24 protein-coding genes are annotated in these 24,090 nt (G+C 62.1%); 13 read left to right on the top strand and 11 right to left on the bottom strand.

Going from position 1 to position 24,090, the window contains the following annotated elements; genetic code table 11:
• Entirely contained in the window at nt 1-1,611 is a 1,611-nt protein-coding gene (locus M1D89_RS15755) for a carboxyl transferase domain-containing protein (RefSeq protein ID WP_498644879.1), read from the bottom strand.
• Nucleotides 1,612-1,751: 140 nt separating this feature from the next.
• On the opposite strand from M1D89_RS15755, the gene M1D89_RS15760 reads away from it, so the two are divergent.
• The 3 genes from M1D89_RS15760 (at nt 1,752) to M1D89_RS15770 (ending at nt 5,694) form a co-directional block, all read left to right on the top strand.
• On the top strand, nt 1,752-2,384 hold the full coding sequence (locus tag M1D89_RS15760; RefSeq protein ID WP_498644881.1) for an SACE_7040 family transcriptional regulator: 633 nt from the start codon (nt 1,752-1,754) through the stop codon (nt 2,382-2,384).
• 77 nt (nt 2,385-2,461) lie between these two features.
• The gene (locus M1D89_RS15765) at nt 2,462-4,441 is read left to right on the top strand and encodes an HNH endonuclease signature motif containing protein (protein ID WP_498644883.1); all 1,980 of its coding nucleotides are present in this window, start codon (nt 2,462-2,464) and stop codon (nt 4,439-4,441) included.
• A 380-nt stretch (nt 4,442-4,821) separates the two neighbouring features.
• Nucleotides 4,822-5,694: an NAD-dependent epimerase/dehydratase family protein gene (locus M1D89_RS15770; protein ID WP_498644885.1), complete on the top strand. Its 873-nt coding sequence runs from the start codon at nt 4,822-4,824 to the stop codon at nt 5,692-5,694.
• A gap of 94 nt (nt 5,695-5,788) precedes the next feature.
• On the opposite strand, the gene M1D89_RS15775 is transcribed toward M1D89_RS15770, so the two are convergent.
• Genes M1D89_RS15775 through pdhA form a run of 3 tightly spaced genes read right to left on the bottom strand, consistent with a single transcriptional unit; the run spans nt 5,789 to nt 9,422 of the window.
• Nucleotides 5,789-7,246, bottom strand: coding sequence for a dihydrolipoamide acetyltransferase family protein (locus M1D89_RS15775; protein WP_498644887.1), 1,458 nt, complete (start codon nt 7,244-7,246; stop codon nt 5,789-5,791).
• The gene (locus M1D89_RS15780; protein ID WP_498644889.1) at nt 7,243-8,253 is read right to left on the bottom strand and encodes an alpha-ketoacid dehydrogenase subunit beta; all 1,011 of its coding nucleotides are present in this window, start codon (nt 8,251-8,253) and stop codon (nt 7,243-7,245) included. Before M1D89_RS15780 ends, M1D89_RS15775 begins: the two co-directional genes overlap by 4 nt.
• Nucleotides 8,253-9,422 carry a pyruvate dehydrogenase (acetyl-transferring) E1 component subunit alpha gene (pdhA, locus tag M1D89_RS15785; RefSeq protein ID WP_498644891.1) on the bottom strand — a complete coding sequence of 390 codons (1,170 nt, stop codon included), beginning with the start codon at nt 9,420-9,422 and terminating at the stop codon, nt 8,253-8,255. The genes M1D89_RS15780 and pdhA overlap by 1 nt, the downstream gene beginning before the upstream one ends.
• A gap of 195 nt (nt 9,423-9,617) precedes the next feature.
• Here pdhA and M1D89_RS15790 point away from each other — a divergent pair, with 195 nt between their 5' ends.
• From M1D89_RS15790 to M1D89_RS15810, 5 genes are all read left to right on the top strand, one after another.
• Complete coding sequence (locus M1D89_RS15790) at nt 9,618-10,088, top strand: Lrp/AsnC family transcriptional regulator (protein WP_475039744.1); 471 nt, start codon at nt 9,618-9,620, stop codon at nt 10,086-10,088.
• A gap of 148 nt (nt 10,089-10,236) precedes the next feature.
• Nucleotides 10,237-10,938, top strand: a complete 702-nt coding sequence (locus M1D89_RS15795; protein WP_498644894.1) for a hypothetical protein — start codon at nt 10,237-10,239, stop codon at nt 10,936-10,938.
• 129 nt (nt 10,939-11,067) lie between these two features.
• Nucleotides 11,068-11,475 carry a DUF4383 domain-containing protein gene (locus M1D89_RS15800; protein WP_498644896.1) on the top strand — a complete coding sequence of 136 codons (408 nt, stop codon included), beginning with the start codon at nt 11,068-11,070 and terminating at the stop codon, nt 11,473-11,475.
• A gap of 40 nt (nt 11,476-11,515) precedes the next feature.
• The gene (locus M1D89_RS15805; RefSeq protein ID WP_498644898.1) at nt 11,516-12,121 is read left to right on the top strand and encodes a hypothetical protein; all 606 of its coding nucleotides are present in this window, start codon (nt 11,516-11,518) and stop codon (nt 12,119-12,121) included.
• A 73-nt stretch (nt 12,122-12,194) separates the two neighbouring features.
• Nucleotides 12,195-13,214, top strand: coding sequence for a PHP domain-containing protein (locus M1D89_RS15810; protein WP_498644900.1), 1,020 nt, complete (start codon nt 12,195-12,197; stop codon nt 13,212-13,214).
• Nucleotides 13,215-13,287: 73 nt separating this feature from the next.
• Here the strand turns inward: M1D89_RS15810 and M1D89_RS15815 are convergent, their stop codons facing one another.
• Together M1D89_RS15815 and M1D89_RS15820 are read right to left on the bottom strand one after the other, a co-directional pair.
• Nucleotides 13,288-14,907: a monocarboxylic acid transporter gene (locus tag M1D89_RS15815; protein WP_498644902.1), complete on the bottom strand. Its 1,620-nt coding sequence runs from the start codon at nt 14,905-14,907 to the stop codon at nt 13,288-13,290.
• Nucleotides 14,904-15,284 carry a DUF485 domain-containing protein gene (locus M1D89_RS15820; RefSeq protein WP_017199418.1) on the bottom strand — a complete coding sequence of 127 codons (381 nt, stop codon included), beginning with the start codon at nt 15,282-15,284 and terminating at the stop codon, nt 14,904-14,906. The genes M1D89_RS15815 and M1D89_RS15820 overlap by 4 nt, the downstream gene beginning before the upstream one ends.
• 275 nt (nt 15,285-15,559) lie before the next feature.
• On the opposite strand from M1D89_RS15820, the gene M1D89_RS15825 reads away from it, so the two are divergent.
• From M1D89_RS15825 to M1D89_RS15845, 5 genes are read left to right on the top strand one after another with little or no spacing between them, the layout of a single operon-like run.
• Nucleotides 15,560-16,759: a sensor histidine kinase gene (locus M1D89_RS15825; RefSeq protein WP_498644904.1), complete on the top strand. Its 1,200-nt coding sequence runs from the start codon at nt 15,560-15,562 to the stop codon at nt 16,757-16,759.
• 21 nt (nt 16,760-16,780) lie between these two features.
• The gene (locus tag M1D89_RS15830) at nt 16,781-17,500 is read left to right on the top strand and encodes a LytR/AlgR family response regulator transcription factor (protein WP_091466370.1); all 720 of its coding nucleotides are present in this window, start codon (nt 16,781-16,783) and stop codon (nt 17,498-17,500) included.
• Nucleotides 17,497-17,868, top strand: a complete 372-nt coding sequence (locus tag M1D89_RS15835; RefSeq protein WP_498644907.1) for a DUF485 domain-containing protein — start codon at nt 17,497-17,499, stop codon at nt 17,866-17,868. Before M1D89_RS15830 ends, M1D89_RS15835 begins: the two co-directional genes overlap by 4 nt.
• Nucleotides 17,865-19,331 carry a sodium/solute symporter gene (locus M1D89_RS15840; RefSeq protein WP_498644909.1) on the top strand — a complete coding sequence of 489 codons (1,467 nt, stop codon included), beginning with the start codon at nt 17,865-17,867 and terminating at the stop codon, nt 19,329-19,331. Before M1D89_RS15835 ends, M1D89_RS15840 begins: the two co-directional genes overlap by 4 nt.
• A gap of 48 nt (nt 19,332-19,379) precedes the next feature.
• Nucleotides 19,380-20,072 carry a hypothetical protein gene (locus tag M1D89_RS15845; RefSeq protein ID WP_498644911.1) on the top strand — a complete coding sequence of 231 codons (693 nt, stop codon included), beginning with the start codon at nt 19,380-19,382 and terminating at the stop codon, nt 20,070-20,072.
• Nucleotides 20,073-20,085: 13 nt separating this feature from the next.
• Here the strand turns inward: M1D89_RS15845 and M1D89_RS15850 are convergent, their stop codons facing one another.
• The 5 genes from M1D89_RS15850 to tsf all read right to left on the bottom strand — a co-directional run bounded on the left by M1D89_RS15850 (nt 20,086) and on the right by tsf (nt 23,995).
• The gene (locus M1D89_RS15850) at nt 20,086-20,670 is read right to left on the bottom strand and encodes a DivIVA domain-containing protein (RefSeq protein WP_498644913.1); all 585 of its coding nucleotides are present in this window, start codon (nt 20,668-20,670) and stop codon (nt 20,086-20,088) included.
• 20 nt (nt 20,671-20,690) lie between these two features.
• Nucleotides 20,691-21,626, bottom strand: coding sequence for a phosphatidate cytidylyltransferase (locus M1D89_RS15855; RefSeq protein WP_498644915.1), 936 nt, complete (start codon nt 21,624-21,626; stop codon nt 20,691-20,693).
• The gene (gene frr, locus M1D89_RS15860; RefSeq protein WP_011774219.1) at nt 21,626-22,183 is read right to left on the bottom strand and encodes a ribosome recycling factor; all 558 of its coding nucleotides are present in this window, start codon (nt 22,181-22,183) and stop codon (nt 21,626-21,628) included. The genes M1D89_RS15855 and frr overlap by 1 nt, the downstream gene beginning before the upstream one ends.
• Nucleotides 22,184-22,299: 116 nt before the next feature.
• The gene (pyrH, locus tag M1D89_RS15865) at nt 22,300-23,037 is read right to left on the bottom strand and encodes a UMP kinase (RefSeq protein WP_014921238.1); all 738 of its coding nucleotides are present in this window, start codon (nt 23,035-23,037) and stop codon (nt 22,300-22,302) included.
• Between the two features lie 121 nt (nt 23,038-23,158).
• Nucleotides 23,159-23,995, bottom strand: a complete 837-nt coding sequence (tsf, locus tag M1D89_RS15870; protein WP_011774217.1) for a translation elongation factor Ts — start codon at nt 23,993-23,995, stop codon at nt 23,159-23,161.
• Nucleotides 23,996-24,090: the final 95 nt, after the last annotated feature.

Genomic DNA, 24,090 nt, shown 5'->3' on the forward strand with positions numbered 1-24,090 from the left:
TCACATCCTGAAGAGACCGAAGGAGGTCTCGGGCAGTTGTTGGCGTGAGACGACGTCCAGGGCCATTCCCAGGACGCGCCGCGTGTCAGCGGGATCGATAATGCCGTCGTCCCATAAGCGCGCAGTGGAGTAGTACGGACTTCCTTGGTCCTCATACTGTTGCTTGATGGGGGCTTTGAAGGCTTCCTCGTCCTCCGCGGACCATTCCTGGCCAGCTGCCTCGAACTGGTCCCTTTTGACCGTTGCCAGGACGCTGGAGGCTTGGTTTCCACCCATGACGGAAATGCGGGCGGCCGGCCACATCCACAGGAACCGTGGTGAGTAGGCCCGGCCGCACATGGAGTAGTTGCCGGCGCCGAAGGATCCACCGATGACCACCGTCAGCTTGGGCACGCGGGCAGTAGCCACTGCTGTGACCATTTTGGCGCCGTTCTTGGCAATGCCGCCTTGCTCGTAGTCCTTGCCCACCATGAATCCGGAGAGGTTTTGCAGGAAGATGAGGGGAATTCCTCGCTGATCACAGAGTTCAATGAAATGGGCGCCCTTCAAGGAAGATTCACTGAAAAGGACGCCATTGTTGGCCACGATGCCCACGGGATGGCCGTGCAGGTGCGCGAATCCGGTCACGAGGGTGGTGCCATAGTTCTTCTTGAACTCGTGGAATTCCGATCCATCCACCAGCCTTGCGATGACTTCCCGGACGTCGTATTGGGCGTTGACGTCCGTCGGAACCACACCATGGATTTCTGAAGGGTCGACGACGGGCGGCAGGACGACGTCGGACACGTCCCACGCCGGCTGCGCCGGCTTCGGCAACGTCGCCACAATGTCCCGAACGATCTCCAAGGCATGCTGGTCATTTTCGGCGAGGTGGTCCGTGACCCCGGAAATCCTTGAGTGGACGTCGCCGCCGCCCAGTTCCTCTGCTGTGACGATCTCACCAATCGCTGCCTTAACCAGGGGCGGACCGCCCAGGAAGATGGTGCCCTGGTTCCGGACTATGACGGTCTCGTCGCTCATTGCTGGTACATAGGCGCCGCCAGCCGTGCACGACCCCATGACGGAGGCGATCTGCGGGATCTTGGCGGCGGACATTTTGGCCTGGTTGTAGAAGATCCGGCCAAAGTGCTCCTTGTCCGGGAAGACTTCGTCCTGCTTGGGCAGGAAAGCTCCTCCGGAATCCACGAGGTAGATGCACGGAAGCTTGTTTTCCAAGGCGATCTCTTGAGCCCTGAGGTGCTTCTTCACCGTCATGGGATAGTAGGTGCCGCCCTTGACCGTGGCGTCGTTGGAAATCACCAGAACGTGGCGGCCATGGACCAGGCCAATGCCTGCAATAACCCCTGCGCCCGGGGAATCGTCGTTGTACATGCCATTCGCAGCCAAGGGCGCGATCTCAAGGAACGGGCTGCCGTCATCGAGCAAGTAGTCAATGCGGTCCCGCGGCAAAAGTTTTCCGCGGGCGATGTGCCGCTCCCGGGACTTGGCAGGGCCGCCAAGGGCCGCCGTCGCCAGGCGCTCCCTCAGTTCATCCACCAAGGCCAGTTGCGCTTCCTGGTTGGCTGCAAAGGTGCCGCTGGCGGCTCCCGTCAGACTGGCAATTGTCTCCATTGACCCCTGTTCCATTCCCGGCCACAGGCCATTTCGGTTAGTGCCACGTAACTGAAATTTAGGTTAGTCTTTATTAACTGTGATGTCCAGCACAGGGGGCCCCGCGAACGTTGGGCCTGGCCTGGCGCAAGGAGGAAGACGTGACCGGAGGTCCGGAAGCAAGCATCAACGGCACCCGCGCCGCCGGCACGCAACGTGGCCAGGCAAAGGAGCTCCGCAGGTTGGCCTTGTTGTCCGCTGCTGCCGGACTCTTTGCGGAAAACGGTTTTACCCGGGTGTCGCTCGAGGACCTCGGAGCAGCAGCAGGCGTCAGCGGCCCCGCCGTCTATCGGCATTTTCCCGGCAAGCAAGCGGTCCTCGGAGAGTTACTACTCAGCGTCAGCCGTGACTTGCTGGACGGCGGATTGCGGGTGGTGTCGGAATCCGATGATCCCCGGATCGCACTGAAGGGGCTCATCCAGTTCCAGGTTGATTTCGCCCTCAGCAATCCTGACGTCATCCGTGTCCAGGACCGGGACTTCGGAAGTCTCAGCGACGCCGACCAGGCAGAAGTCAGGTCCCTCCAGCGCAGTTACGTCGAAACGTGGGTAGACGTCTTGGCCCGCATTCACCCTGACGCAGATGTCCCTGGCCTCCGTGTGCGGGCACACGCAGCCTTTGGTTTGATCAACTCCACGCCCCACTCGGTGCGCCACCACGGCAGGAAGATCGCTGTGAAGTCAGCCAGGCCCATCCTGGAACAGATGGCTTTGGCCGCTCTCACTTCAGCCTGATTGTCTGTTTTCCGGGAGGTTGGAGCTGTCTTCCAGGGTCCTCTTTAAATGTCAGACCCCGATGAAATGATCTATTCATGGAAGAAATAGGGCAGTTGACAGCACTTCGGACGGAACCGTCCCCTGTTGTCACTGCCCTTGTTGCGGCCCGGTCACGTCGCTTCTTGAGCATGCCGGACATGGTCAAGGCCGGGTTCAAGGATTCGACGACGCCCATCACCGTGATCAGCCATTTCCACGGCGTCGGGCTGGGCAACAGAGCCGGGCTGGGCAACAGAGCCGGGCTGGGCAACAGAGCCGGGCTGGGCAACAGAGCCGGGCTGGGCAACAGCAAGGCCAAGTTCGCCCGGACTTCGGAGTCCGCGGGCGCCATAGCTACGGTTACCGGGTCAACAGGCGACAGTTCCCCGGCCACCGGCCGGGACCTGGCGGCGCTTCTTGAAGACGGCGCGGCTCTTCTGGACCCCATGCAGTTGTCCGCTGCGGCCGATGAGGCGCGGTTGTTCGGGTTCGTTGAGGCTGCTGACTTTGCGGGCAGGATTGAGGAGATCTCCCGGTCGTTGGAGTACTTGCAGGTTGTCGCGGCGCAGGCGGTGGAACGAACCCGGAGGGAAGCACAGCAAGCGTCGCCGGGGTCATCAGGGGCGGCGGGGTCGTCGGGGGCGTCGGCAGCGGCGCCGGAATGGCGGACCGGTTGGACTGAACCAGAGCCCACATTCGGTGTGGCATCGGTTTCCGCTGGTGAAGTACGCTCCACAAGCGCAGGGGCTTCCGTGAGCGGAGCAGGCTCCGCGACCAGTCCAGGGCCGGCACCTGGGCCCGGTTCCGTCTTCGGCGCGGACTCCGGAGGACCGACCGCCGATTCAAAAGTGAGCCCTTTGGATGACGGCTACCGGAACGCCGCTGAGTTCCTCCGGGCCCGGCTGCGGATCAGCATCGCGGAGGCCCGGCGCAGGTTGGCCCTCGCCCCCGAGGTGCTGCCGCAGGCCGGAATGGCCGGGCAACAGATCCCGGCCCGGCGCGAAGCGCTGGCCGACGCGGTGGCCTCAGCCCTGGTATCTTCCCGATCCGCGACGATCATCAGCACCGCGTTGGACCACGTCCGGCAGCTCACCGATGACCAGACCATCACCCGGATGGAACACGCCCTCACCGCCACAGCCATTGACTCCGACCCGGACTTCCTCACCAAAATGACCAAACGCTGGACCGACATGATCGACCAGGACGGCCCCGAACCCTCCGAAGAAGTCCTCCGCCAACTCCAAGGCGCGTTCCTCCGCCGTCGACGCCGCCACGGACTTCACCACATCGAAATCTTCGCCACCGCCGAACAATACGAAACCCTGGCCACCGCGATGAACACCGCCACCAACCCACGACTCACCACCAGCCAGGACGATGGCGCCAGAACAGCACCTGACCTGGACCGGCGCAGCCGGGCCCAGAAACTCCTCAACGGACTCGTCGGAGCCTGCGCCCTCGCGATGACCACCAGGAAACTGCCCTCCAACGGAGGACTCCGACCCCAACTCACCGTCACCATCGACGAACGAGACCTCTTCGAACGACTCAACAACCACAACAACCACCAACAACCCGGCACCGGACCCGCACGGAACCCACTCAGCACCGGCACAGCAACCTTCACCGGCCCGATCCACCCGAACACCATCCGCAAAATCGCCTGCGACGCCGACATCATCCCCGTCCTCCTCGGAACCGACTCCCGCGTCCTGGACATCGGCCGCACCACCCGGATCTTCCCACCCCACATCCGCAAAGCCATCACCGCCCGCGACGGCGGCTGCGCCTTCCCCGACTGCACCATCCCCGCACCCTGGTGCGAAGCCCACCACACCACCTACTGGTCAAACGGCGGCACCACATCAACACACAACGGCACCCTGCTCTGCAGCCACCACCACCACCTCATCCACAAAGAACAATGGCGCATCAACATCACAACCGGGACCCCCTGGTTCATCCCCCCACCCCACATCGACCCCAAACAAACACCCCGACGCAACCACCACCACACACCCCACAGGACATAAACACGCCCCAAAACAATGACGAGTACGGGCAAGGGTTGCCCACGATCAGCGGGGCGAGATGATGCTTGGAGCGGCAATTCGCGAGTCGATTCGCAGCAGTGCACCGGGGTGCTGCCCGCGTCCATTTCCTGATCGCCGCTGCTAGCTTTTGCGTGCGTGATTGACCGCCGCTGCCTGCTGCAGGCGACCTGGAACCTGCGGCTTGGAAGCCGTATGCCCTGCGTCCTTCCAGTATTCCTAGGACTCACAGGGCCAGCCTCAGGGGCTGTGCCCAACCGCCGCGCCGCCTAGGCTGAAACTCGACCCCTTGCTGAATTCATAAAGCAGCTGAATCAAGAAAGCAACAGGCTTAGGTACCAGCCACTATCGAGGAGCGAACCATGAGGATTGCCGTAACCGGCGGAAGCGGAAAACTGGGCAGGAGCGTGGTCCGGCGGCTTACGCAGGACGGCCACGAGGTGCTCAACATGGACCGCGCAGGCACGCGCGGCCGGGGTTACGTCAGCGTTGACCTCCGCAACTATGGACAGGTCCTGGATGTCGTCCTGGGCTTGGACGATCAGCACGACGGCTTGGACGCGATAGTTCACTTGGCAGCCATTCCAGCACCGGGGCTGGCCCCGGATGCTGCAATCTTTGAGAACAACATGGTGTCCACTTACAACGTGTTCCAGGCGGCACGGAGGGCGGGCATTAAGAAGGTGGTCTATGCTTCCAGCGAGACCGTGCTGGGACTCCCCTTCGACATCGAGCCTCCCTACATTCCCGTGGATGAGGAGTACGCAGCCCGACCGGAAAGCACCTACTCGCTGGTTAAGCACTTGGAGGAGCAGATGGCCATCCAAATGACGCGCTGGGATCCGGAGCTGAGCATCACGGCGTTGCGGTTCTCCAACGTCATGGACCCCGAGGACTATGACGCTTTCCCGTCCTTCGACTCCGACGCAACGCTCCGGAAATGGAATCTCTGGGGCTACATCGACGCCCGGGACGGCGCCCTTGCCGTGGTGCGGGCCTTGGAGCATGGGGAACCGGGCTTCGAGACCTTCATCATTGCCGCCGCTGATACCGTGATGAGTAGAAGCAGCGCCGAATTGGCAGCCGAAGTCTTTCCCGGCGTCGAGGTCCTTAAGGAACTGGGCGAGCACGAAACCATGCTCTCCATCGACAAAGCCCGCAGGCTGTTGGGCTTTGAGCCGGAGCATAGTTGGCGCAACGTCCACTCCAACCGCACCACGCCAACCGAAGACTGACGCCGCCCACCGGCTGACGCGCGACGGCCCACCCCTTAGCTGCAGTTTCCTGCAAGCACTCGTAAAGGGATGGGCCGGCGCAGCTTCGGACGCGTCAGATCATGGTCATGACCATGGCGGGGTCGGCCAGGATTGAGCCGAGGTCCGCTAGGAATCGCGAACCCTGTTCCCCATCCACCAAGCGGTGGTCGAAGGACAGGCTGAGCGACATGACCTGCCGAACGGCGAGTTCGTCGTTCACAACCCAGGGCGCCTTCCGCACAGCACCCAAAGCCACAATGGCGGCCTCGCCCGGATTCAGGATGGGAGTTCCGGCGTCGATGCCAAACACGCCGATGTTGGTGATGGAGATGGTGCCACCAGACAACTCGGACGGCGACGTCTTTCCTGCCCGCGCCGTATCGGTCAGTTCAGTTAGCGCCGTGGAGAGCTCACGCAGCGTCAGCCGGTCCGCGTCCTTGATGTTCGGGACGGTCAGACCTCGAGGCGTTGCGGCCGCGATGCCCAGGTTCACGTAATTGAACTGGACAATTTCCTGGTTGGCTTCATCCCACCGCGAATTCAGCGATGGATTGTTCCGCAGCGCCACCAGAACCGCCTTAGCCGCAATGGTCAGTGGCGTCAGCTTGTAGCCTTCGAATGCCTTATTGCCTTTGAGCCTGGCCAGCAATTCCATGGTTGCCGTGACGTCCACCGTGAGGAATTCAGTCACATGCGGGGCAGTGAACGCGCTCTGCACCATGGCGGCGGCTGTGAACTTGCGAACACCCTTGATAGGCGTTCGCGTTTCCCGCTCACCCTGTGCAGCAGAAACCGGGGCCCCAGCTGGCGCTTCCGGCGTAGCGGAGAAGCTCTGAACGTCCTCGCGAGTGATGAGCCCGCCCGGTCCGGTGCCGGGAACGAGTTCCAGGTTGATCCCGAGGTCACGGGCGAGCTTCCGGACCGGCGGGGTTGAGCGCGGGCGCTCAGAGGTTTCGGGCTCTGCCTGACGTGACACCACGGGCTGGGCGGTTGCCGGCGCCTCCGGCGTTGGAGACTTCACTTCCTGGGCTTGACCGCGGGCACGCCGGGTTGGGCGGCCGGAATGTTCGACGACGGCGCCGTATCCCACCAGGTTCGGCTCACGTTTCGCGGGGCTCCCCACCCCGTCGGTGGCAGCGGCGGCGGCATCATTGGCAGATGTCTCGACGGCGGCACGGTCACCTGTGGACCCCTTACCACTGGACGTGTCAGCGGCGGACCCCGTCCCAGCAAGCTCTTTAACAGCAACAGGTGCGCTGCTCCCGTTGGAAGACCCGGCGTCGTCAACCTCGAACGAAACGATCCGCTTGCCAACCTCCACCACAGTGCCGGGCTGCTCATGAAGTTCCGCCACGACTCCTGCGAACGGCGAGGGCAACTCGACAACGGCCTTGGCGGTTTCAACCTCAGCGATGACCTGGTTCAGCGTAACGGTATCCCCCACTGCCACTTTCCAGCTCAGGATTTCCGATTCGGTCAGGCCCTCGCCAAGGTCCGGCAGCCTGAATTCCTTGATCATGGTGGCGGTCATCCTTCCAGTCCACTCAGCGAGTTGCGGCGGCCCAGGGCGCGGTCCACGCCGTCGAGAATTCTGTCCAGGTCGGGCAAGTGGTGCATTTCGAGCTTCGAATACGGGTACGGAACATCGAAACCGGTGATGCGGACCGGAGCGGACTCCAGGTAATGGAAGCAGCGTTCGGTGATGCTTGCAGCAATCTCGGCGCCGAGACCACCGGATTGGCCGGCCTCGTGGGTGATAACCAGCCGACCGGTCTTGCGGACAGAAGCTTCGACGACGGGGTAGTCCACAGGGGCCAGGGAGCGGAGATCGATGACTTCCACGGAAATGCCTTCATCGGCCGCGGCCATGGCAGCGTCCTTGGCCGTCTTAACAAGTGGACCGTAGGCAACCAGCGTGACATCAGAACCCGGGCTCACCACGGCAGCCTTGTCCAAAGGAAGTGCAGTGGAAAGGTCAAGGGTCTCATCCACATCGCCCTTGTCGTGATAACGCCGCTTGGGCTCGAAGTAGAGGACAGGATCATCGGACGCGATGGCTTGCTGGATCATGGTGTAGGCATCCTGCGGATTCGACACAGCTACAACCCGGAGGCCGGAGGTGTGCGTGAAGTACGCCTCGGGTGATTCGGAATGGTGCTCCGGCGATCCGATGCCACCACCGAAGGGAACACGGATAGTGATGGGCATCTTGACGCGCCCTTGGGTCCGGTAATGCATCTTGGCTACCTGGCTGACGATCTGGTCGAACGCCGGGTAAATGAAACCATCGAACTGGATCTCGCACACCGGCCGGTAGCCACGGTAGGCCAAGCCAACCGCGGTACCGATAATGCCGGACTCAGCCAGCGGCGAATCAATGACTCTGTGCTTCCCGAAATCTTTCTGCAGCCCATCCGTGACCCGGAAAACGCCGCCGAGCGAACCGATGTCTTCTCCCATGAGGACTACTTTGGGATCATTCTCGAGGGACTTCCGGAGGCCGGCATTGATGGCGCGGGCAAAAGTGAGCTTGGACATCAGAGTGCACCTTCCTCGGCTGGCTGGTTGAAACTGTTCAGGTAGCGGGAGTACTGGTCCTTCTGGCGTTCAATCCAGGAATTGGGGGTGCTATAGACGTGATTGAAAACGTCCAACGGTTGCGGGTCGGGCATGTCGATACAGCTGGACCTGAGTTCTGCGGCAACCGCATCAGCCTTTGCCTTCACGCGGGTTTCAACGTCCTCGGTCAGCAGGCCCTTGGCCTCCAACAGCTTGCGCAGCCTCAGGATCGGATCCTTGGCAGCCCAATCCTCCAGCTCGATCGGGTCACGGTACCGGGTGGGGTCATCAGCGGTGGTGTGCGGACCCATGCGGTAGGTAACGGCCTCAATGAAGGTAGGTCCGCCGCCCTTGCGCGCCCGGTCCAAGGCAACACGGGTCGCCGCCATGACAGCCAGGACATCATTGCCATCAACCCGCATGCTCGGGATACCGAATCCGGTGGGTCTGTCGGCCAGTTGAACGTGAGACTGCACACGAACTGGCTCGGATATTGCCCAATGGTTGTTCTGGCAGAAGAACACCACGGGGGCCTGGTAGCTCGCAGCGAACACCATGGCCTCGTTCACATCGCCTTCACTCGTGGCACCATCGCCAAAGTAGGCAAGGACCGCGGTGTTGGCACCATCCAGCTGGACACCCATGGCATAGCCGGTGGCGTGCAGGCTCTGGGAACCAATAATGATCTGAGGCGTCGCCAGATTGATGCGCAGGGGATCCCAGCCATAGGAGGCGTTGCCTCGCCACACGCGGGCGATTTCGGAGAGGTGGGCGCCACGCACGTATGCCACGCCGCTTTCCCGGTAGCTCGGGAAGACGAAGTCGTCGTCCCGCAGGGAGCGGCTTGAGCCGATCTGGGCCGCTTCCTGCCCCAGCAACGGCGGCCACAACGCGAGTTCTCCCTGCCGCTGCAATGCCGTAGCTTCCGCATCAATTCGCCGAATAACCGTCATGTCCTCATACAAGGAGCACAGTTGCTCATCGCCGATGTCCTTGACCCAGATATCAAATTCGGGGTGGCTGATGCGCTCGCCGTCCGGCGACACCAACTGGAGCAGATCGCCGCCAGTCCTCAAGGGATTTTGTGCACTATGTCCTGGGCGTGGAGTGTCATGGTGCACTCCCTTGCCCGCATGATCCGTTAACACAGGTGATCGCAACCTTCCGGCTCGTTTTCGTCGGCGCTGGCGGGACTTGTGATCCTGTCGCAGACCGGCCCTCCGGCACCTTCGCCGGAGTTAATTGTGACCCTACTCACAACGCGCATCGGGTACAACTACCCTCGTTGAAGTTGAGCATTATGCCCTGTTTTGGGGTCCTCAGCCGTGCTAATCTTGCGCATTATGCAACCCTTGGATGGCACTGACACCCGGCTCCTTTCCGCCATGGCCAAGGACCCCCGCGGGACGGTGGTGGCACTGGCGCAAAAGCTGGGATTGTCTCGCAATACAGTGCAAGCCCGCATGGCGCAGCTCGAGAAGAAGCACGCCTTCCTGTCCTTCGAGCGCAGGATCAATCCGGTGGCCCTCGGCTACCCGCTGACGGCATTCATCACCGTCCATGTGCAGCAGCAGAAACTGGCCTCCCTTGCCCAGGACCTGGCCGATATTCCGGAGATCCTGGAAGGTTTCGGCCTGACGGGTTCCGCGGACCTATTGCTGCGGGTTGTGGCCTTGGATGCGGAGGACCTTTACCGCATCAACGGGAAGATCCTCGGCTGCGACGGCGTGGACCGGACAGACACGGCACTCGCTATGCGGGAGATGATCCCCTACCGGGTGCAACCATTGCTGGGGCGTCGCACGGAGGCCTGAATTTCCCGCTTCACCTGCAGTTATTCATGGCGAACTCTTGCCCGGGGAAGCTGACTTGCGATTTGATGCAAGAGGACGCATCGGGGACCGTCCAGAGGTTCCCGGCCAGGTGGTGGCGCTGCCGAAGGCTGCCGAAAGGGGCACTACCGTGAGCAATCCGCAAGAACCCAACCAGCCGGATCACCAGCCGGGGTACAACCCGCCGCCGGTTCCGCCGGGACCCGGGTATCCCCCACAGAGTGGAGGTTCGCCGCAGTGGCAACAGCCGCCGTCGTCCGCTTCTCCGCAAGGCAGCCCGCAATACGGCGTGCCGGGCCAGTCCCAAAACCCATACCCTCAGGGCCAGTATCAGCCCGGCCAATATCCGCCAGGCCAATACCCGCCGAATCAGTATTCCCCGGGGCAATACGGCCAGCAGCCACCGAAAAAGAGCCGGAAATTACTGTGGATTGTCCTCAGCATTGTGGCAGGACTCATCGTGCTGGCCGTGGTGGGCATACTGTTGTTCGTCAACGTGGTGGGCAACGCAACCTCCAAGGCGAGATCCCTGGCCGACGAATTCACCAATTTAGTGGTGTCAGGCCAAACGGAGCAGGCCTACGACAACTACCTCGGCCAGCCATTGAAGGACGAACTGGACAAGCAATCGTTCATGGATGGCATTGCGAGCCTGGAGCTCGACAGCTCATGCAAAGCAAACTACAACTCCGTGAGCGTGAACTCGGAGAACGGAAACAACAAGGCGGACCTTGCCGGCAAGCTCCAGTGTGAGGGCAAAACCATCGATCTCCAGTACATCTTCGAGGGCACCGACGACCTCAAGATGAGCAGTATCCGCCTGCGCCCCTAAAGGGCGGCAAAAAAATCCTGCCCACCACCCATCCACCTGCGCTAATGGTCCGAATCACTCCTTGAGAGCCCCACCCGGGGCTCAGCAGGACGGCCGGGATTTCCGGCCATCACCGGAAGGTTCGGACCAATGCGTACTTCGCCCAACCGCTTGATCGCCACCATTTTTGGAGCCATCTACCTCTTGGTAGGCGTGCTCGGATTCTTTGTCACCTCGGGAATCGGCTTCTTCGCCACCGAGGGTGCCAACTTGATCATCTTCGCAGTCAACCCGCTTCACAACATCATCCACTTGGCCATTGGTGCCGCCCTTCTCTATGCCGGCATGAACAGCGTGACACTGTCCAAGTCCGTCAACACGGCTGTAGGAGGCGTCTACCTCCTGGTAGGTATCGTCGGGCTCTTCTTGGTGGGTTCCTCACTGAACATCATCGCCCTCAACGGCGCCGACAACGTCCTGCACCTTGCCAGCGCAGTGGTCCTGTTGGGCGTCGCCCTGTCGCAGGATAAGGCCGCAGTAGCTTCCGCCCGCGCCTGATCACCCACTACGCCAAAAGAGTGAAAGGACGGCACGAGCCATGGAAAGCAGCAACCATCCCACGCTGAAGGCAGCCACCCTGCTGTTTGTGTACTTTGCTGCCATGGCGGCCGGGATGGTTGAGCTTTCCCTTGCCGCCGGGTATCTCACCGGAACCACCTCCTTGACAGTCGGCTTGGTGGTTTCAGGTTTGGCTACCCTCATGGGTGGCCTGGCTTTCCTGGCGTGGTCTTTGTGGGGCCTGCATCGCAACTCGCTCGTCTTCGCCCGCTATGCCGTTCCAGCTTTGGCAGTGGCTGCCGCGGCCCACGTCGCAGTCATGGCGGCTGGAATCTCCACCCAGCGCTCACTTGACGTGAGCCACCTTGCCGCCCTCGGCCTGACGCTCATGGCACTTGCCGGAGCGGGCTGGTTGAGGCGGCAGCACAAGACCAACGACGGCGGCGCCCACGGCCAGCCAAGGACCGGGCGGCTTCTGGCAGCCGCGTTCGGAGCCGCCGTCGTTGTTGCAACAGTGGCAACACCAGGCCTGGCAGCATCGATGGCCGGACAGCACGCCGTCCCCCATGGCGAACACGGCCAGTCGCCGGACGGAAAGAACGGCCAGGGCTCCAATCCCGCCCTGGATCCGGGTCGCCACCACTAGGCGGCGACTGGACCGGCGCACCATTAACACTGCCCACTGTTGATGGTGCGCCTGGTTCGTGGATCATGGAGCCATGGATCCCATCGAGGCGCTCGACGAAATTTCCTTCTGGCTGGAACGAAGCCAAGCCCCCACTTTCAAGGTCCAAGCCTTCCGCAAGGCGGCCGACGCCGTTCGGCAGCTTCCGCCGGAAGAGCTGGCAAAGCTGGTCGGCAGCGGGCGGATAACGAGCCTCAAAGGCGTCGGAAGCCGGAGCGCGGAAGTCATCACCCAGGCCATGGAGGACCGTATTCCCGACTATCTGGCCGATCTGCGTGAACGTGGAACGGAATCTTTGGCCTCAGGCGGTGACACCCTGCGGGCCGCGTTGCGCGGGGACCTTCACAGCCACAGCAACTGGTCCGATGGCGGCTCACCGATCGCAACCATGGTTGCCGCAGCCCGCACTCTCGGCCGGGAGTATCTTGCCCTGACGGACCACTCCCCCAACCTCACCATCGCCAACGGCCTCAGCGTCGAACGGCTCGAGAAACAACTGGGCGTGGTGGAAGGCATCAACGCCGCACAGGATGGCTTCCGGTTGCTCAAGGGCATTGAGGTGGACATCCTTGAGGACGGAACCCTGGACCAGACCCCGGACATGCTGGATCGTCTGGACGTGGTGGTGGCTAGCGTTCACTCCAAGCTTCGGTCAGACAAGAAGACCATGACTAAGCGAATGCTGGGCGGCATCAGCGACCCCCATACCAACGTATTGGGGCACTGCACGGGCCGCCTTGTCCAAGGATCGCGGGGTACCAGGCCTGAGTCTGAGTTCGATGCCGCCACGGTTTTCAAAGAGTGCGCCGAGTGGGGCGTGGCGGTTGAAATCAACTCACGGCCAGAGCGGCAGGACCCACCGGACAACCTCATCAGGATGGCCCTCGACGCCGGTTGCCTGTTCAGCATCGACAGCGACGCCCACGCTCCCGGGCAGCTCGATTTCCTGCAGTACGGGGCGGAGCGGGCCGAAGCTCTTGGCGTGCCGAAAGAACGGATTGTCACCACGTGGCCGCTTGAACAGTTGAAAGAGTGGCTGAGCCTGAAGAAGTGACTGACCCCGCACAAGAGAAGGCTCCTCCTGCAGTTCGCAGGAGGAGCCTTCTTTTGTGTTGGCTCTGTGTCGGCTAGTGGTCTACGGCCTTCTCAGCACCGACGCCGGTCAGCGAGCGCACCTCCATTTCCGCCTGCTTGGCCGGATCCTCCCGCCGCTTGTCCAAGACCGTACCGAGCCAGCCGAGGAAGAAGGCCAGCGGAATGGACACGATTCCCGGGTTGCTCAACGGGAAGAGGGCAAAGTTCGCGCCCGGGATCATGGAGGTCTTGGCCCCCGAAACAACGGGCGAGAACGTGATCAGCAAGATGGCCGCGGCCAAGCCGCCATACATGCTCCAGACCGCGCCCTGTGTAGTGAACTTCTTCCAGAACAGGGAGTACACGATGGTGGGCAGGTTCGCCGAGGCTGCAACTGCGAAGGCCAAAGCCACCAGGAAGGCCACATTCTGACCGTTGGCAAAGATGCCGCCCAGGATGGCCAGGACTCCGATCACCAAGACAGTGCGTCGGGCCACCTTCACTTCGGTAGTGGCGTCGGCTTTGCCCTTGGCAATGACGTTGGCGTAAATGTCATGGGCGAAGGATGCTGCCGCCGTGATGGTCAGACCGGCCACCACCGCCAGGATGGTGGCGAAGGCGACAGCCGAAATGAAGCCCAAAAGCAGCGGTCCACCCAGGTGGAAGGCCAGCAGCGGGGCGGCGGAGTTGACGCCGCCAGGTGCGGATTTGATGGTTTCTGCGCCCACCAGGGCTGCTGCACCGTAACCCAGTACCAAGGTGAAGAGGTAGAACAGGCCGATCAGCCAGATCGCCCAGACAACGGACTTCCGGGCTTCCTTGGCCGTGGGGACAGTGTAGAAGCGCATCAGGACGTGCGGGAGCGCCGCGGTTCCGAGCACCAGTGCAAGGCCAAGAGACATGAAGTCGAGCTTGGATGTTTCGGTCTTGCCATACTGCAGGCCCGGGTTCAGGATGGCCGGGTTGTTGGCGGCCTCAGCTGCGGAGCCCAGCAGGCTGGACAGGTTGAAGCCGTAGATCGCAAGCACCATGGCCGTCATGACTCCGGCACCGGCTATCAGCAGGATGGCTTTGATGATCTGTACCCAGGTGGTGCCCTTCATGCCGCCGATCAGTACGTACATGATCATCAGGGCGCCGACGACGATGATCACCAAGGCTTGGCCGCCCCAGTCGCTGATGCCCAGCAGGAGCGAGATCAGGCTGCCTGCGCCGGCCATCTGCGCCAGGAGGTAGAAGAAGCAGACGGCGAGGGTGGACAGGGCTGCCGCGATACGGACCGGGCGCTGACGCAGCCTGAACGAGAGGACGTCGGCCATGGTGAACTTGCCGGTGTTGCGGAGCAGTTCAGCCACCAGCAGCAGGGCTACCAACCACGCAACCAGGAAGCCGATGGAGTACAGGAACCCGTCGTAGCCGTTGATGGCAATGGCGCCTGTGATGCCGAGGAATGATGCCGCCGAGAGATAGTCGCCAGCAATGGCCGTGCCGTTTTGGGAACCGGTGAACGATCGGCCAGCTGCGTAATAGTCTGCCGCGGTCTTATTGTTCCGGCTTGCCCGGAAGACGATCACCATGGTGACCGCCACGAAGAGGGCGAAGATCCCCATGTTGAGCAGTGTGGTGTCTTTCAGCGCTTCGACGTTGACTGCTGCCGGGATCATGGTGTTCATTTGGCTGCCCCGCTGATCACATTGCCGTCCTTATCGAATTCGTGGCCCTCGATCTCGTTGCGGATTTCAGCAGCGATGGGGTCCAGCTTCCTGTTGGAGTAGCTCACGTACCAGGCCGTGATGCCGAAGGTGGTAACGAACTGAAGCAGGCCGAGAATCAGGCCGACATTGATGTTGCCCCAAACCTTGATGGACATGAAGCCGACTGCGTAGTCGGCCAAGAGAACGTATGCGAAATACCAGAGCAGGAATACCACTGCCATTGGAAAGACAAAGCTGCGGTGCCGCTTGCGCAGTGTCTTGAACCGTTCCGTCTGTTGGACTTCCTGGAAGTCCACGGACGCCGTTGCGTCCTGGGGTTGGGCCTCATTACCCATGGTTCCTCCTGATTGTGATGTGTCCACATCAGCTCCGCACGCATTGCCAATGTGACTGCAATCACTATCGAACGCTTTGCGGTGCCTGTTCCAGAGAATCGTGCACTGCCGTCGCCCAACGGTTGCGACGTTGCGCCAAACGGCATGTGAGCCAGCGATCGGGCAAAACCCGGCCGGATGTGAGCGAGCGTCCGGGAAAACCCGGCGGGATGTGAGCGAGCGTTCACTTCGCACCTCTTCGATGAGGAGGACCAGCATCCCGCTACGCTGGCCTTATGCCCGATTCCCCGCTTTTCACCGCAGCTGCGATCGCCGTGATCGTGCTGGCAGTCGCCGTCGTCGTGGGTGTTGGCCTCAAAGTGATCCGCTCGTTCCGCGACCTTGGCACGGACGCCGAACGTGCCACCTACAACACACTCCATGCAGCCTCCAAGGCTGGACAGCACCTTCGCGGTGGCCTCCATCCCTCCAGCGCAGCCAAGGCCAGCAAGCAATTACGGGCCCTGCTGGGCTGCGATGCGTTGGCCATCACGGACACGGACGGCGTGCTCGCCTGGGATGGCGTCGCCGAGGAACTCCGGCCTTCGTTGATGCGGCTCGCGGAGGAAGTGTTGACCACTGGCCGCACTGTTGTGGTGGCTGTAGGGTACCCCTCAGCCGCTAAGCCGGATCACGGCAACCAAGACTTCAGCGCTGTCATCGCACCGATCCGGGCGGGATCCAGGGTTGTTGGTTCTGTGGCCGCACTTGCCCCTGCGGCCGGGGCCGGTCTGGTGAGGGCAACAAGCGAGGTGGCCGACTGGATCGCAGCGCAGCTGGAACTCGCGGAGTTGGAATCATCGCGCACCCTCCTGATGGAGGCCGAGGTCCGTGCACTGCGGGCCCAGATAAGCCCACACTTCATCTACAACTCGTTGAATGCCATTGCCTCGTTCATCAACACCGATCCGGCCCGGGCCAGGGAGCTGGTGGTGGAATTCGCTGATTTCACCCGCTATTCGTTCCGCCGGCACGGCGACTTCACTACTGTGGCGGAGGAACTCCGGTGCATTGATCGCTACCTCTTGCTGGAGCGGGCCAGGTTCGGCGAACGGGTCCAAGTGAGCCTGCGGATCGCTCCGGAGGTCCTCAGCACGGTCATCCCGTTCCTTAGCCTGCAACCCCTGGTGGAAAACGCCGTCCGGCACGGTTTGGAGGCCAAGGAAGGACCCGGACACATCACCATTTGCGCGAATGATTCCGGAGCGTTCGCTGAAGTGACCATCGAGGACGACGGCGTCGGCATGGACCCGGAGCATCTGCGGTCTGTGCTCGCCGGGCACACGGACGGGGTCCACGTGGGACTTCGCAATGTGGACGCCCGCCTGCGACAGGTCTACGGCGACGAGCACGGACTTGTCATCGACACAGCTCCGGGAGAAGGAACCATGATCACGATGCGGGTCCCGAAATCCCAGCCGGAACACGACGCCTGAGGCGGCGGTTAGTCTTTAATGATGATCAACGTGCTCGTCGCTGATGACGAACTGCCAGCCGTGGAGGAGCTCGCCTTCCTGCTGGGCCGGGATGAGCGGATAGGCGCCATCCACCGGGCATCTTCCGGCGCAGAGGCGCTACGGACCTTGGAAACAGAGTCGGTGGACGCCGTTTTCCTGGACATCCATATGCCGGCGCTCTCCGGGCTGGATATCGCGCGCGCCATTTCCCGCAGCAGCAGTCCGCCCGCCGTCGTGTTTGTCACTGCAGACGAAGACTGCGCACTTGAAGCCTTCGACCTCGCGGCAATCGACTATCTGCTGAAGCCCCTGCGCGCTGAACGGCTTTCCCGATCCGTGGACCGCATCAGTGAGCTCATCAAGGACGGAACGCCCGCGCCGGAGATGATCACGGTGGACCTCGGCAGCACAACCCGCATGATCCGCCGCGACGACGTCACGTATGTGCAGGCCCAGGGCGATTACGCAAGACTGCACACGGCCGAGGCCAGCTATCTGATCCGTGTGCCCCTCAGCGATCTCGAGCAGAAGTGGGCGGACGCCGGCTTTATCCGGATTCACCGCTCGTATCTCATCGCCTTGAACCATGTGCAGCACCTCAAGCTTTCAGCAACGGGACCCAGCGTAGCGGTGGCTGGCGCCGAGCTGCCCATCAGCCGCAGGCACCTGCCATCGGTAAGGGACAAGCTGCAGTCCACCCGCATCCGGCCGCAGGGATGACACGCGTCCGCGTCACCGCCCCGCGCCAATCAGCCACGGCGACACCGAGGGCCTTGGGACAGTTGCCGCATCCTGGAGAAGTTGCCGAGGATTCCGATGCAGGCCGGATTTTCATCCGCTCGCTCATCCGCTCCCAATTGCGGTTAGCCTTGGTGGTGGCTTGCGGGTTCCTGGTCATTCTTGCCGTGATCGCAGCTTTCCTGGTCTATGGACCGGGCGTAGCGGAAACCCGCATCTTCGGCATTCCCTTGGATTGGCTGGTTCTGGGCGCGGGCATCTACCCCGTCATTGGACTGAGCGCTTGGCTCTACAATCGTGCCGCGGCCCGGAACGAGGCACGTTACCAGGACCTTGTGGAGGATAAGTGAACCCTGCCGTTGGCCTGTTCGCCTTTCTGGCCGTTTCCCTCGCGACGGCGGTGATTGGCTTCTACGGCTTGCGCATCTCACGCACCACCGGCGACTTCTACGTCGCCTCCCGAACTGTCCCGCCGTGGTGGAACGCCTCCGCGATCGGTGGCGAGTACTTATCCGCCGCCAGCTTCCTGGGCGTCGCGGGGCTGATCCTGCTTTCAGGAACTGACGCGCTTTGGTTCCCCGTGGGGTACACCGCCGGCTACCTGATGCTGCTGCTCTTCGTAGCCGCTCCCCTTCGCCGCTCCGGTGCCTACACCATTCCGGATTTCACTGAAGCCCGGCTGGACTCCAAGCTGGTCCGCCGGGTGACGAGCCTGGTGGTGGTGGCCGTCGGTTGGCTATACATCGTTCCCCAACTCCATGGCGCGGCGCTCACTATCCGGATCACCACAGGACTTCCGTCGTGGGTAGGTTCGACGGCGGTGGTGCTGGTTGTGTGCCTCACCGTGGTGGCAGGTGGAATGCGCTCGATTACCTTCGTTCAGGCCTTTCAGTACTGGTTGAAATTGACCGCGTTGGCGGTGCCTGTGGTCTTCGTTCTTCTAGCGCTGGCAGGCAATGGTGAACAGCCACAGGCGCCCCTGCCCCTCAACCCCACCGGCCAAAGTGCTGCCGGGGCATACCAACACATCTCACTCTTAGTGGCATTGCTCTTCGGAACCCTGGGCCTACCGCACGTTCTGGTGAGGTTTTATACCAACCCGGACGGCCAATCGGCACGACGGACAACACTGATCGTGTTGGGGCTGCTCTCCGTCTTTTATCTGTTCCCCACGCTGTCTGGTGCTTTGGGGAGGATGTTCGCACCCGACCTCGCGCAGTCCGGCCAGGCCGACGCCCTGGTCTTGTTGCTGCCCGGAAGGCTTGTAGGCGGCCTGGCCGGTGACATGCTCTCTGCCTTGGTGGTAGCCGGCGCCTTCGCCGCTTTCCTGTCCACGACGTCCGGGCTGGTTGTTTCGCTATCCGGCGTCATCAGCCAGGACCTCTTTGGAGGAAGCGTAAAGGGCTTCCGCCTCGCAGCGTTGCTCGCCGCCGTCGTGCCTTTAGGTTTTGCCTTGATGACTGACACACTTGCGCTGGCCGGAAGCGTTGGCTTGGTCTTCGCCTTCACGGCGTCCACCATCTGCCCGGTACTGCTCCTGGGGATCTGGTGGCGTGGGCTGACGGATGCGGGCGCTATCGCGGGGATGCTGATTGGCGCGCTTCTTTGTGGCGGCGCCATGGTGGCGGGCACCCTCATGGGCCCGGGCAACGCGCCCGCGTGGTTGGCGCAGCCTGCAGCGTGGAGCGTCCCGGCCGCCTTCGCGGTGACCGTGGCCGTGTCAATCATGACGAAGAACCGTGTGCCGGCCTCAGTGAACCGAGTGATGTCACGACTACATGTGCCGGAGCGTCCGGTCGTCACGGAGAGATAGCGGCAGCAAGCCGTTGTCCGCGGCCCCTACAGGGTGGACAATGACGCCATGTCCGATGAAGCGGGTGCCGCGAGCCCGGAACCGCCGGCGCCCACCCCGGAGCTATCTCCCAGCGTCCGGGCGCAATTGCTGGCCACGGAACACTGGAGCCTGCTTGCTTCAAGGAGTACCACCCAAGGCGAAGTCCTCACCCGCATCAGCATGTTCCTGACGTTCACTTCGGCAAGCCTGCTCAGTGTGGCGCTCGTAGGCAACGCCACCCAATTTTCAGATGACTTCAGGGCCTTCGCGCTGACGATTCTCAGCATCGACGTCGTCGTAGGACTGTTAACACAGATCCGGGTCTTGAACGTCGGCATGGAGGACCTCATGTACGTCCTCGCCATGAACAGGTTGCGTGCCGCTTACGTCGAACTGGATCCCGGCATGGCGCGCTACTTGATGGCGGGCTACCACGACGACGAGGCAGGCTCGGAGCAGACGTACTACTTCCTGGGCGGGCGGGGCTCATTCAGCCAGGTAGCAGGCAGCAGCATGATGTTCATCATGACGGCCAACTCGGCGTTGCTTGCACTGCTGATCGGCTCTGTCTTGACTGTCCTTCAGGTGCCCACGCCCGTCTCAATCAGCGTGGCTGTGGTGGTCGCACTGGCCTTTTTTGCATTCACCATGATCCGCGGCGGGCGCCGGTATTACGCGGTGTGGAAGATCAACCAGCCAGTCTCCCCCACCCCGCATTAGCCCGCCGTTCGAACTAATCGATGGCCGCCATGAGCTCTACAACACGCGCGAGGAAGGCATCTACCTGCGCCTCTTCGTAGCCATCGGCGCCCTTGGCCGCACGGAAAACGGCACGGCGAACAGTGTCTACGCTCAAGGCCTGATCGTGCTCGAGGTACCCAATGAGCTCGGCGCACAAGGCGTCGACATCCTGGACGTTGTAGCTGCGTGTCCTTTTCCCGGACGGGCGCCGGAAGCGCTCGCCGTCGGGCCGGTGCAGCCTGCCGCGCAGGATGCCGGAGAGCTTGCCAATCTCGCGCAGCCAGGCCTCTTCGCCCTGCTGGCTGATGAGGTCGTCCCTCTCCCGACGCGCAAAGGCGTCCTCCAGCCGGTCCAGCGCAGCATCCACACTGTTGGCGTCGTAGCCACCCTTGACGGGGTCGAAAGCCACAGCACGTACATCTACGCTGGCCACTTGGTCGGCCGTGCCCACAGGGTTCTCAAACGACGTCCTGGCTCGCTGGAGGAACTCATCCACTTGCTTGGCGTTATAGCCGTACTTGCTGCGATCCACGCGATCAAACGTTGCGGGAATCTGGCGTCGAATATCCAAGGCCACTAATTTTCCTTCATAGGTTGTCAGACGCCGCTCAGCAGCGCGAACAGAACATAGGCTACAGGGGCTGCGAACACAATGGAGTCCAAGCGGTCCATCACGCCGCCGTGGCCGGGCAAGATGCTGCTCATGTCCTTGACGCCAAGTTCGCGTTTGACCATGGACTCGGCGAGGTCTCCGGCGGTTGATGCGGCCACCATGCCCACGGCCAGCACAAGGCCCACCCACCAAGGCTTGTCGAGCAGGAAGATACAGGCAAGGACGCCGATGACCATGGCCCCACCCACCGAGCCGGCGAAGCCCTCCCAGGACTTCTTGGGGCTGATCTTGGGGGCCATGGGGTGCTTCCCGAAGGTAGCACCAACGATGTAGCCAAACGTGTCATTCGAGACCACCAACAGCAACAAAGTGGCTATCTGCCACGCGCCGTCGGGAATCCCGTTCGGCCAGAAGCCGATGGGGGTGGCACCACCGGTGGCGTGGAGGGGCAATGCCGCGAAGCTGATAAGGAACGGAATCCAAGCCAAGGTGAAAACGCCGGCAAACACGCTGCGCGGCGCCCCGGCAGCACTCTCGATGGAGCGCCACAGCAAAACGGCCACCGAACTAGCCGTCATAGTGAAAAGCAAACCCTCAAGTCCGCCAAAGTAGGCCGACACCGGCATCACCAGGCTGCCGATCATCACGGGAACGATCGGCATCCTGGTCCCCTGGGCCTCAAGCGCCCGGAAAACCTCCCAAACACCCAGTACGGCGAAAGCAGTAGTGAGCAGGACGAATCCCAGCGGGAGGAAAAGCAATCCACCCAAAACGGCCAAAAGCATGGCAAGCCCGACGCCGATGGCCGCCGGAAGATTCCGCCCTGCCTTGGGTGTGGGGTTCTTCCGCACGCGCCTGACGCGCTTGGGGGTATCGCGTGTCGGGACCCGCTCAGCGGGCGCCGGCTCAGCCTGGTTCATCAGACCTCGAGCAGCTCGGCTTCCTTGCGCTTGAGCAGTTCGTCGATGCTGTCCACGTGCTGCTTGGTCAGGGCGTCGAGTTCCTTCTCAGCGCGTGCACCCTCGTCCTCTCCGGCTTCGCCGTCTTTGACGAGCTTGTCCAGGGAGTCCTTTGCCTTACGGCGGATGCTTCGGATGGATACCTTGGCATCCTCACCCTTGCCCTTGACGATCTTCACGTACTCCTTGCGGCGCTCCTTGGTGAGCTCCGGGATGGTCACGCGGATAACGTTGCCGTCGTTGGAAGGGTTGGCGCCAACCTCAGAGTCGCTCAGTGCCTTCTCAATGTCGCGCAACGCGGTCTTGTCGTAGGGGGTGATCAGGATGGTCCGGGCATCCGGCACACCGAAGGAGGCCAGCTGTTGAAGCGGAGTAGGTGTGCCGTAGTACTCGACGATCACCTTGTTGTAGAGGGCGGGGTTGGCCCGGCCAGTGCGGATCGAGGCGAAATCGTCCTTGGCTACCTCCACCGCCTTATCCATCTTCTCGCCGGCTTCGAGCAAGGTCTCTTCGATCACGGGTTTCTCCTCAGAAATAGTTGCTGCCCAACTGCAGGCGGCAATGCACAGTAAATCAATGCACAGTAAAGATCCGCCACCAGGGGCGGACGGTCCTAGAAATATCCTAGCCCTTGCTAGGGAGTAACCAAGGTTCCCAGCGTTTCACCCAGGATGGCGCGGGTAACGTTGCCCTCACCCTCCATGCCGAAGACCACCATGGAAAGACTGTTGTCCTTGCACATGGTCATTGCCGTCTGGTCCATGACCCGGATGTCACGGCGCAAGGCGTCATCGTAGCTGAGGACATCCAACTTCTCGGCCGTGGGGTCTTTCTTGGGATCAGCGGTGTAGACGCCGTCCACACCGCTCTTGGCCATGAGGACCACGTCCGCGTGCACTTCAAGGGCCCGCTGCGCCGCAACGGTGTCGGTGGAGAAGTAGGGCAACCCGGCGCCTGCGCCGAAAATGACCACGCGACCCTTTTCCATGTGGCGGATCGCACGGCGGGGAATGTAGGCCTCCGCGACCTGGCCCATGGTGATAGCGCTCTGGACCCTGGTCTCCACACCGGCCTGCTCCAGGAAGTCCTGCAGCGCCAGGCAGTTCATCACAGTGCCCAGCATGCCCATATAGTCGGCGCGGGAGCGGTCCATACCGCTTTGCGACAGTTCGGCGCCGCGGAAGAAGTTACCGCCGCCGACAACAATTGCCACTTCTACCTCGGTGACCGCTGCCGCGATTTGCTTGGCGATGGCGCGTACGGTCTCAGGATCGACGCCGAGTTTGCCTCCGCCGATGACCTCGCCGGAAAGTTTCAGAAGTACACGTCGACGGGTCTTCTCGGGCTGGATAGCAGTGTTGACGGTTTCCATGGTGCCTTCCCGTTGGTGGACTCTGGCTAGATTATCGTGCTGTGGGTCCGCGCAGGTACTACCCGGACGGGTGCATGAAAAAGGGGCGGCCACCGAAGTGACCACCCCTTTTCATGAATTACTAGTTTCCGACGCGGAAACGGGTTACTGCGGTTGCCTTGACGCCGGCTTCTTCGAGGACCTGTGCAACAGTCTTCTTGGAGTCCTTGGCGAATGCCTGGTCAACCAGAACTTCACCCTTGTAGAAGCCCGTCACGCGGCCTTCCACGATCTTGGAAAGAGCAGCTTCGGGCTTGCCTTCAGCCTTTGCAGTCTCTTCCGCGATACGGCGCTCGGACTCGACCAGTTCGGCCGGGACATCCTCGCGGGTCAGGTAGTTCGGAGCCATGGCTGCAACGTGGACAGCGATGTCGTGCGCGGCGGTGGCAGCGGCTTCGCCTTCACCGTCGACAGCGAACAGGACGCCGACCTGGGCCGGGAGGTCCTTGGACGTCTTGTGCAGGTAAGCGTCAACCGTGGTGCCCTCAACGCGGGAGATACGGCGGACAACAACCTTCTCGCCGAGGACTGCGCCTTCTTCGACAACAACCTCGGACAACGGCTTGCCGTCGACCTCGGTGGCCAGCAGGGTCTCGAGGTCGGCTGCGCCGGACTCGACTGCAACGTTGAGGACCTTGTCAGCCAGCTGGATGAACTTGTCAGCCTTGGCGACGAAGTCAGTCTCGCAGTTGACCTCGATCATTACGCCGACGCCGCCGTTGACCTTGGCAGCAACCAGGCCTTCAGCAGTGGAACGGCCTTCGCGCTTGGTAGCACCCTTGAGGCCCTTGATGCGGATGATCTCGATGGCCTTCTCAGCGTCACCGTTGGCTTCGTCAAGAGCCTTCTTGACGTCCATCATGCCGGCGCCGGTGCGCTCGCGCAGGGCCTTGATGTCAGCAGCAGTGTAGTTCGCCATGTGAACCCCTCTGTCTAGAAATTTGTGTGTTTACGGACTGACAGGACGGCAGCCCACCGTGTGAGCCGCCATCCTGTCAGTTGCCCCCGACGCTG

This window comes from Arthrobacter sp. D3-18 (assembly GCF_054408525.1).

Bases quoted from the DNA above. Each gene is read 5' to 3' on its own strand.
- M1D89_RS15845 (WP_498644911.1), top strand. From the start codon at position 19,380: ATGTCCGATGAAGCGGGTGCCGCGAGCCCGGAACCGCCGGCGCCCACC.
- M1D89_RS15800 (WP_498644896.1), top strand. From the start codon at position 11,068: ATGCGTACTTCGCCCAACCGCTTGATCGCCACCATTTTTGGAGCCATC.
- M1D89_RS15820 (WP_017199418.1), bottom strand. From the start codon at position 15,284: ATGGGTAATGAGGCCCAACCCCAGGACGCAACGGCGTCCGTGGACTTC.
- M1D89_RS15855 (WP_498644915.1), bottom strand. From the start codon at position 21,626: ATGAACCAGGCTGAGCCGGCGCCCGCTGAGCGGGTCCCGACACGCGAT.
- M1D89_RS15790 (WP_475039744.1), top strand. From the start codon at position 9,618: ATGCAACCCTTGGATGGCACTGACACCCGGCTCCTTTCCGCCATGGCC.
- tsf (WP_011774217.1), bottom strand. From the start codon at position 23,995: ATGGCGAACTACACTGCTGCTGACATCAAGGCCCTGCGCGAGCGCACC.
- M1D89_RS15780 (WP_498644889.1), bottom strand. From the start codon at position 8,253: ATGTCCAAGCTCACTTTTGCCCGCGCCATCAATGCCGGCCTCCGGAAG.
- M1D89_RS15755 (WP_498644879.1), bottom strand. From the start codon at position 1,611: ATGGAGACAATTGCCAGTCTGACGGGAGCCGCCAGCGGCACCTTTGCA.
- M1D89_RS15830 (WP_091466370.1), top strand. From the start codon at position 16,781: ATGATCAACGTGCTCGTCGCTGATGACGAACTGCCAGCCGTGGAGGAG.
- M1D89_RS15810 (WP_498644900.1), top strand. From the start codon at position 12,195: ATGGATCCCATCGAGGCGCTCGACGAAATTTCCTTCTGGCTGGAACGA.
- M1D89_RS15775 (WP_498644887.1), bottom strand. From the start codon at position 7,246: ATGACCGCCACCATGATCAAGGAATTCAGGCTGCCGGACCTTGGCGAG.
- M1D89_RS15765 (WP_498644883.1), top strand. From the start codon at position 2,462: ATGGAAGAAATAGGGCAGTTGACAGCACTTCGGACGGAACCGTCCCCT.
- M1D89_RS15815 (WP_498644902.1), bottom strand. From the start codon at position 14,907: ATGAACACCATGATCCCGGCAGCAGTCAACGTCGAAGCGCTGAAAGAC.
- M1D89_RS15770 (WP_498644885.1), top strand. From the start codon at position 4,822: ATGAGGATTGCCGTAACCGGCGGAAGCGGAAAACTGGGCAGGAGCGTG.
- M1D89_RS15835 (WP_498644907.1), top strand. From the start codon at position 17,497: ATGACACGCGTCCGCGTCACCGCCCCGCGCCAATCAGCCACGGCGACA.
- pyrH (WP_014921238.1), bottom strand. From the start codon at position 23,037: ATGGAAACCGTCAACACTGCTATCCAGCCCGAGAAGACCCGTCGACGT.
- M1D89_RS15805 (WP_498644898.1), top strand. From the start codon at position 11,516: ATGGAAAGCAGCAACCATCCCACGCTGAAGGCAGCCACCCTGCTGTTT.
- M1D89_RS15825 (WP_498644904.1), top strand. From the start codon at position 15,560: ATGCCCGATTCCCCGCTTTTCACCGCAGCTGCGATCGCCGTGATCGTG.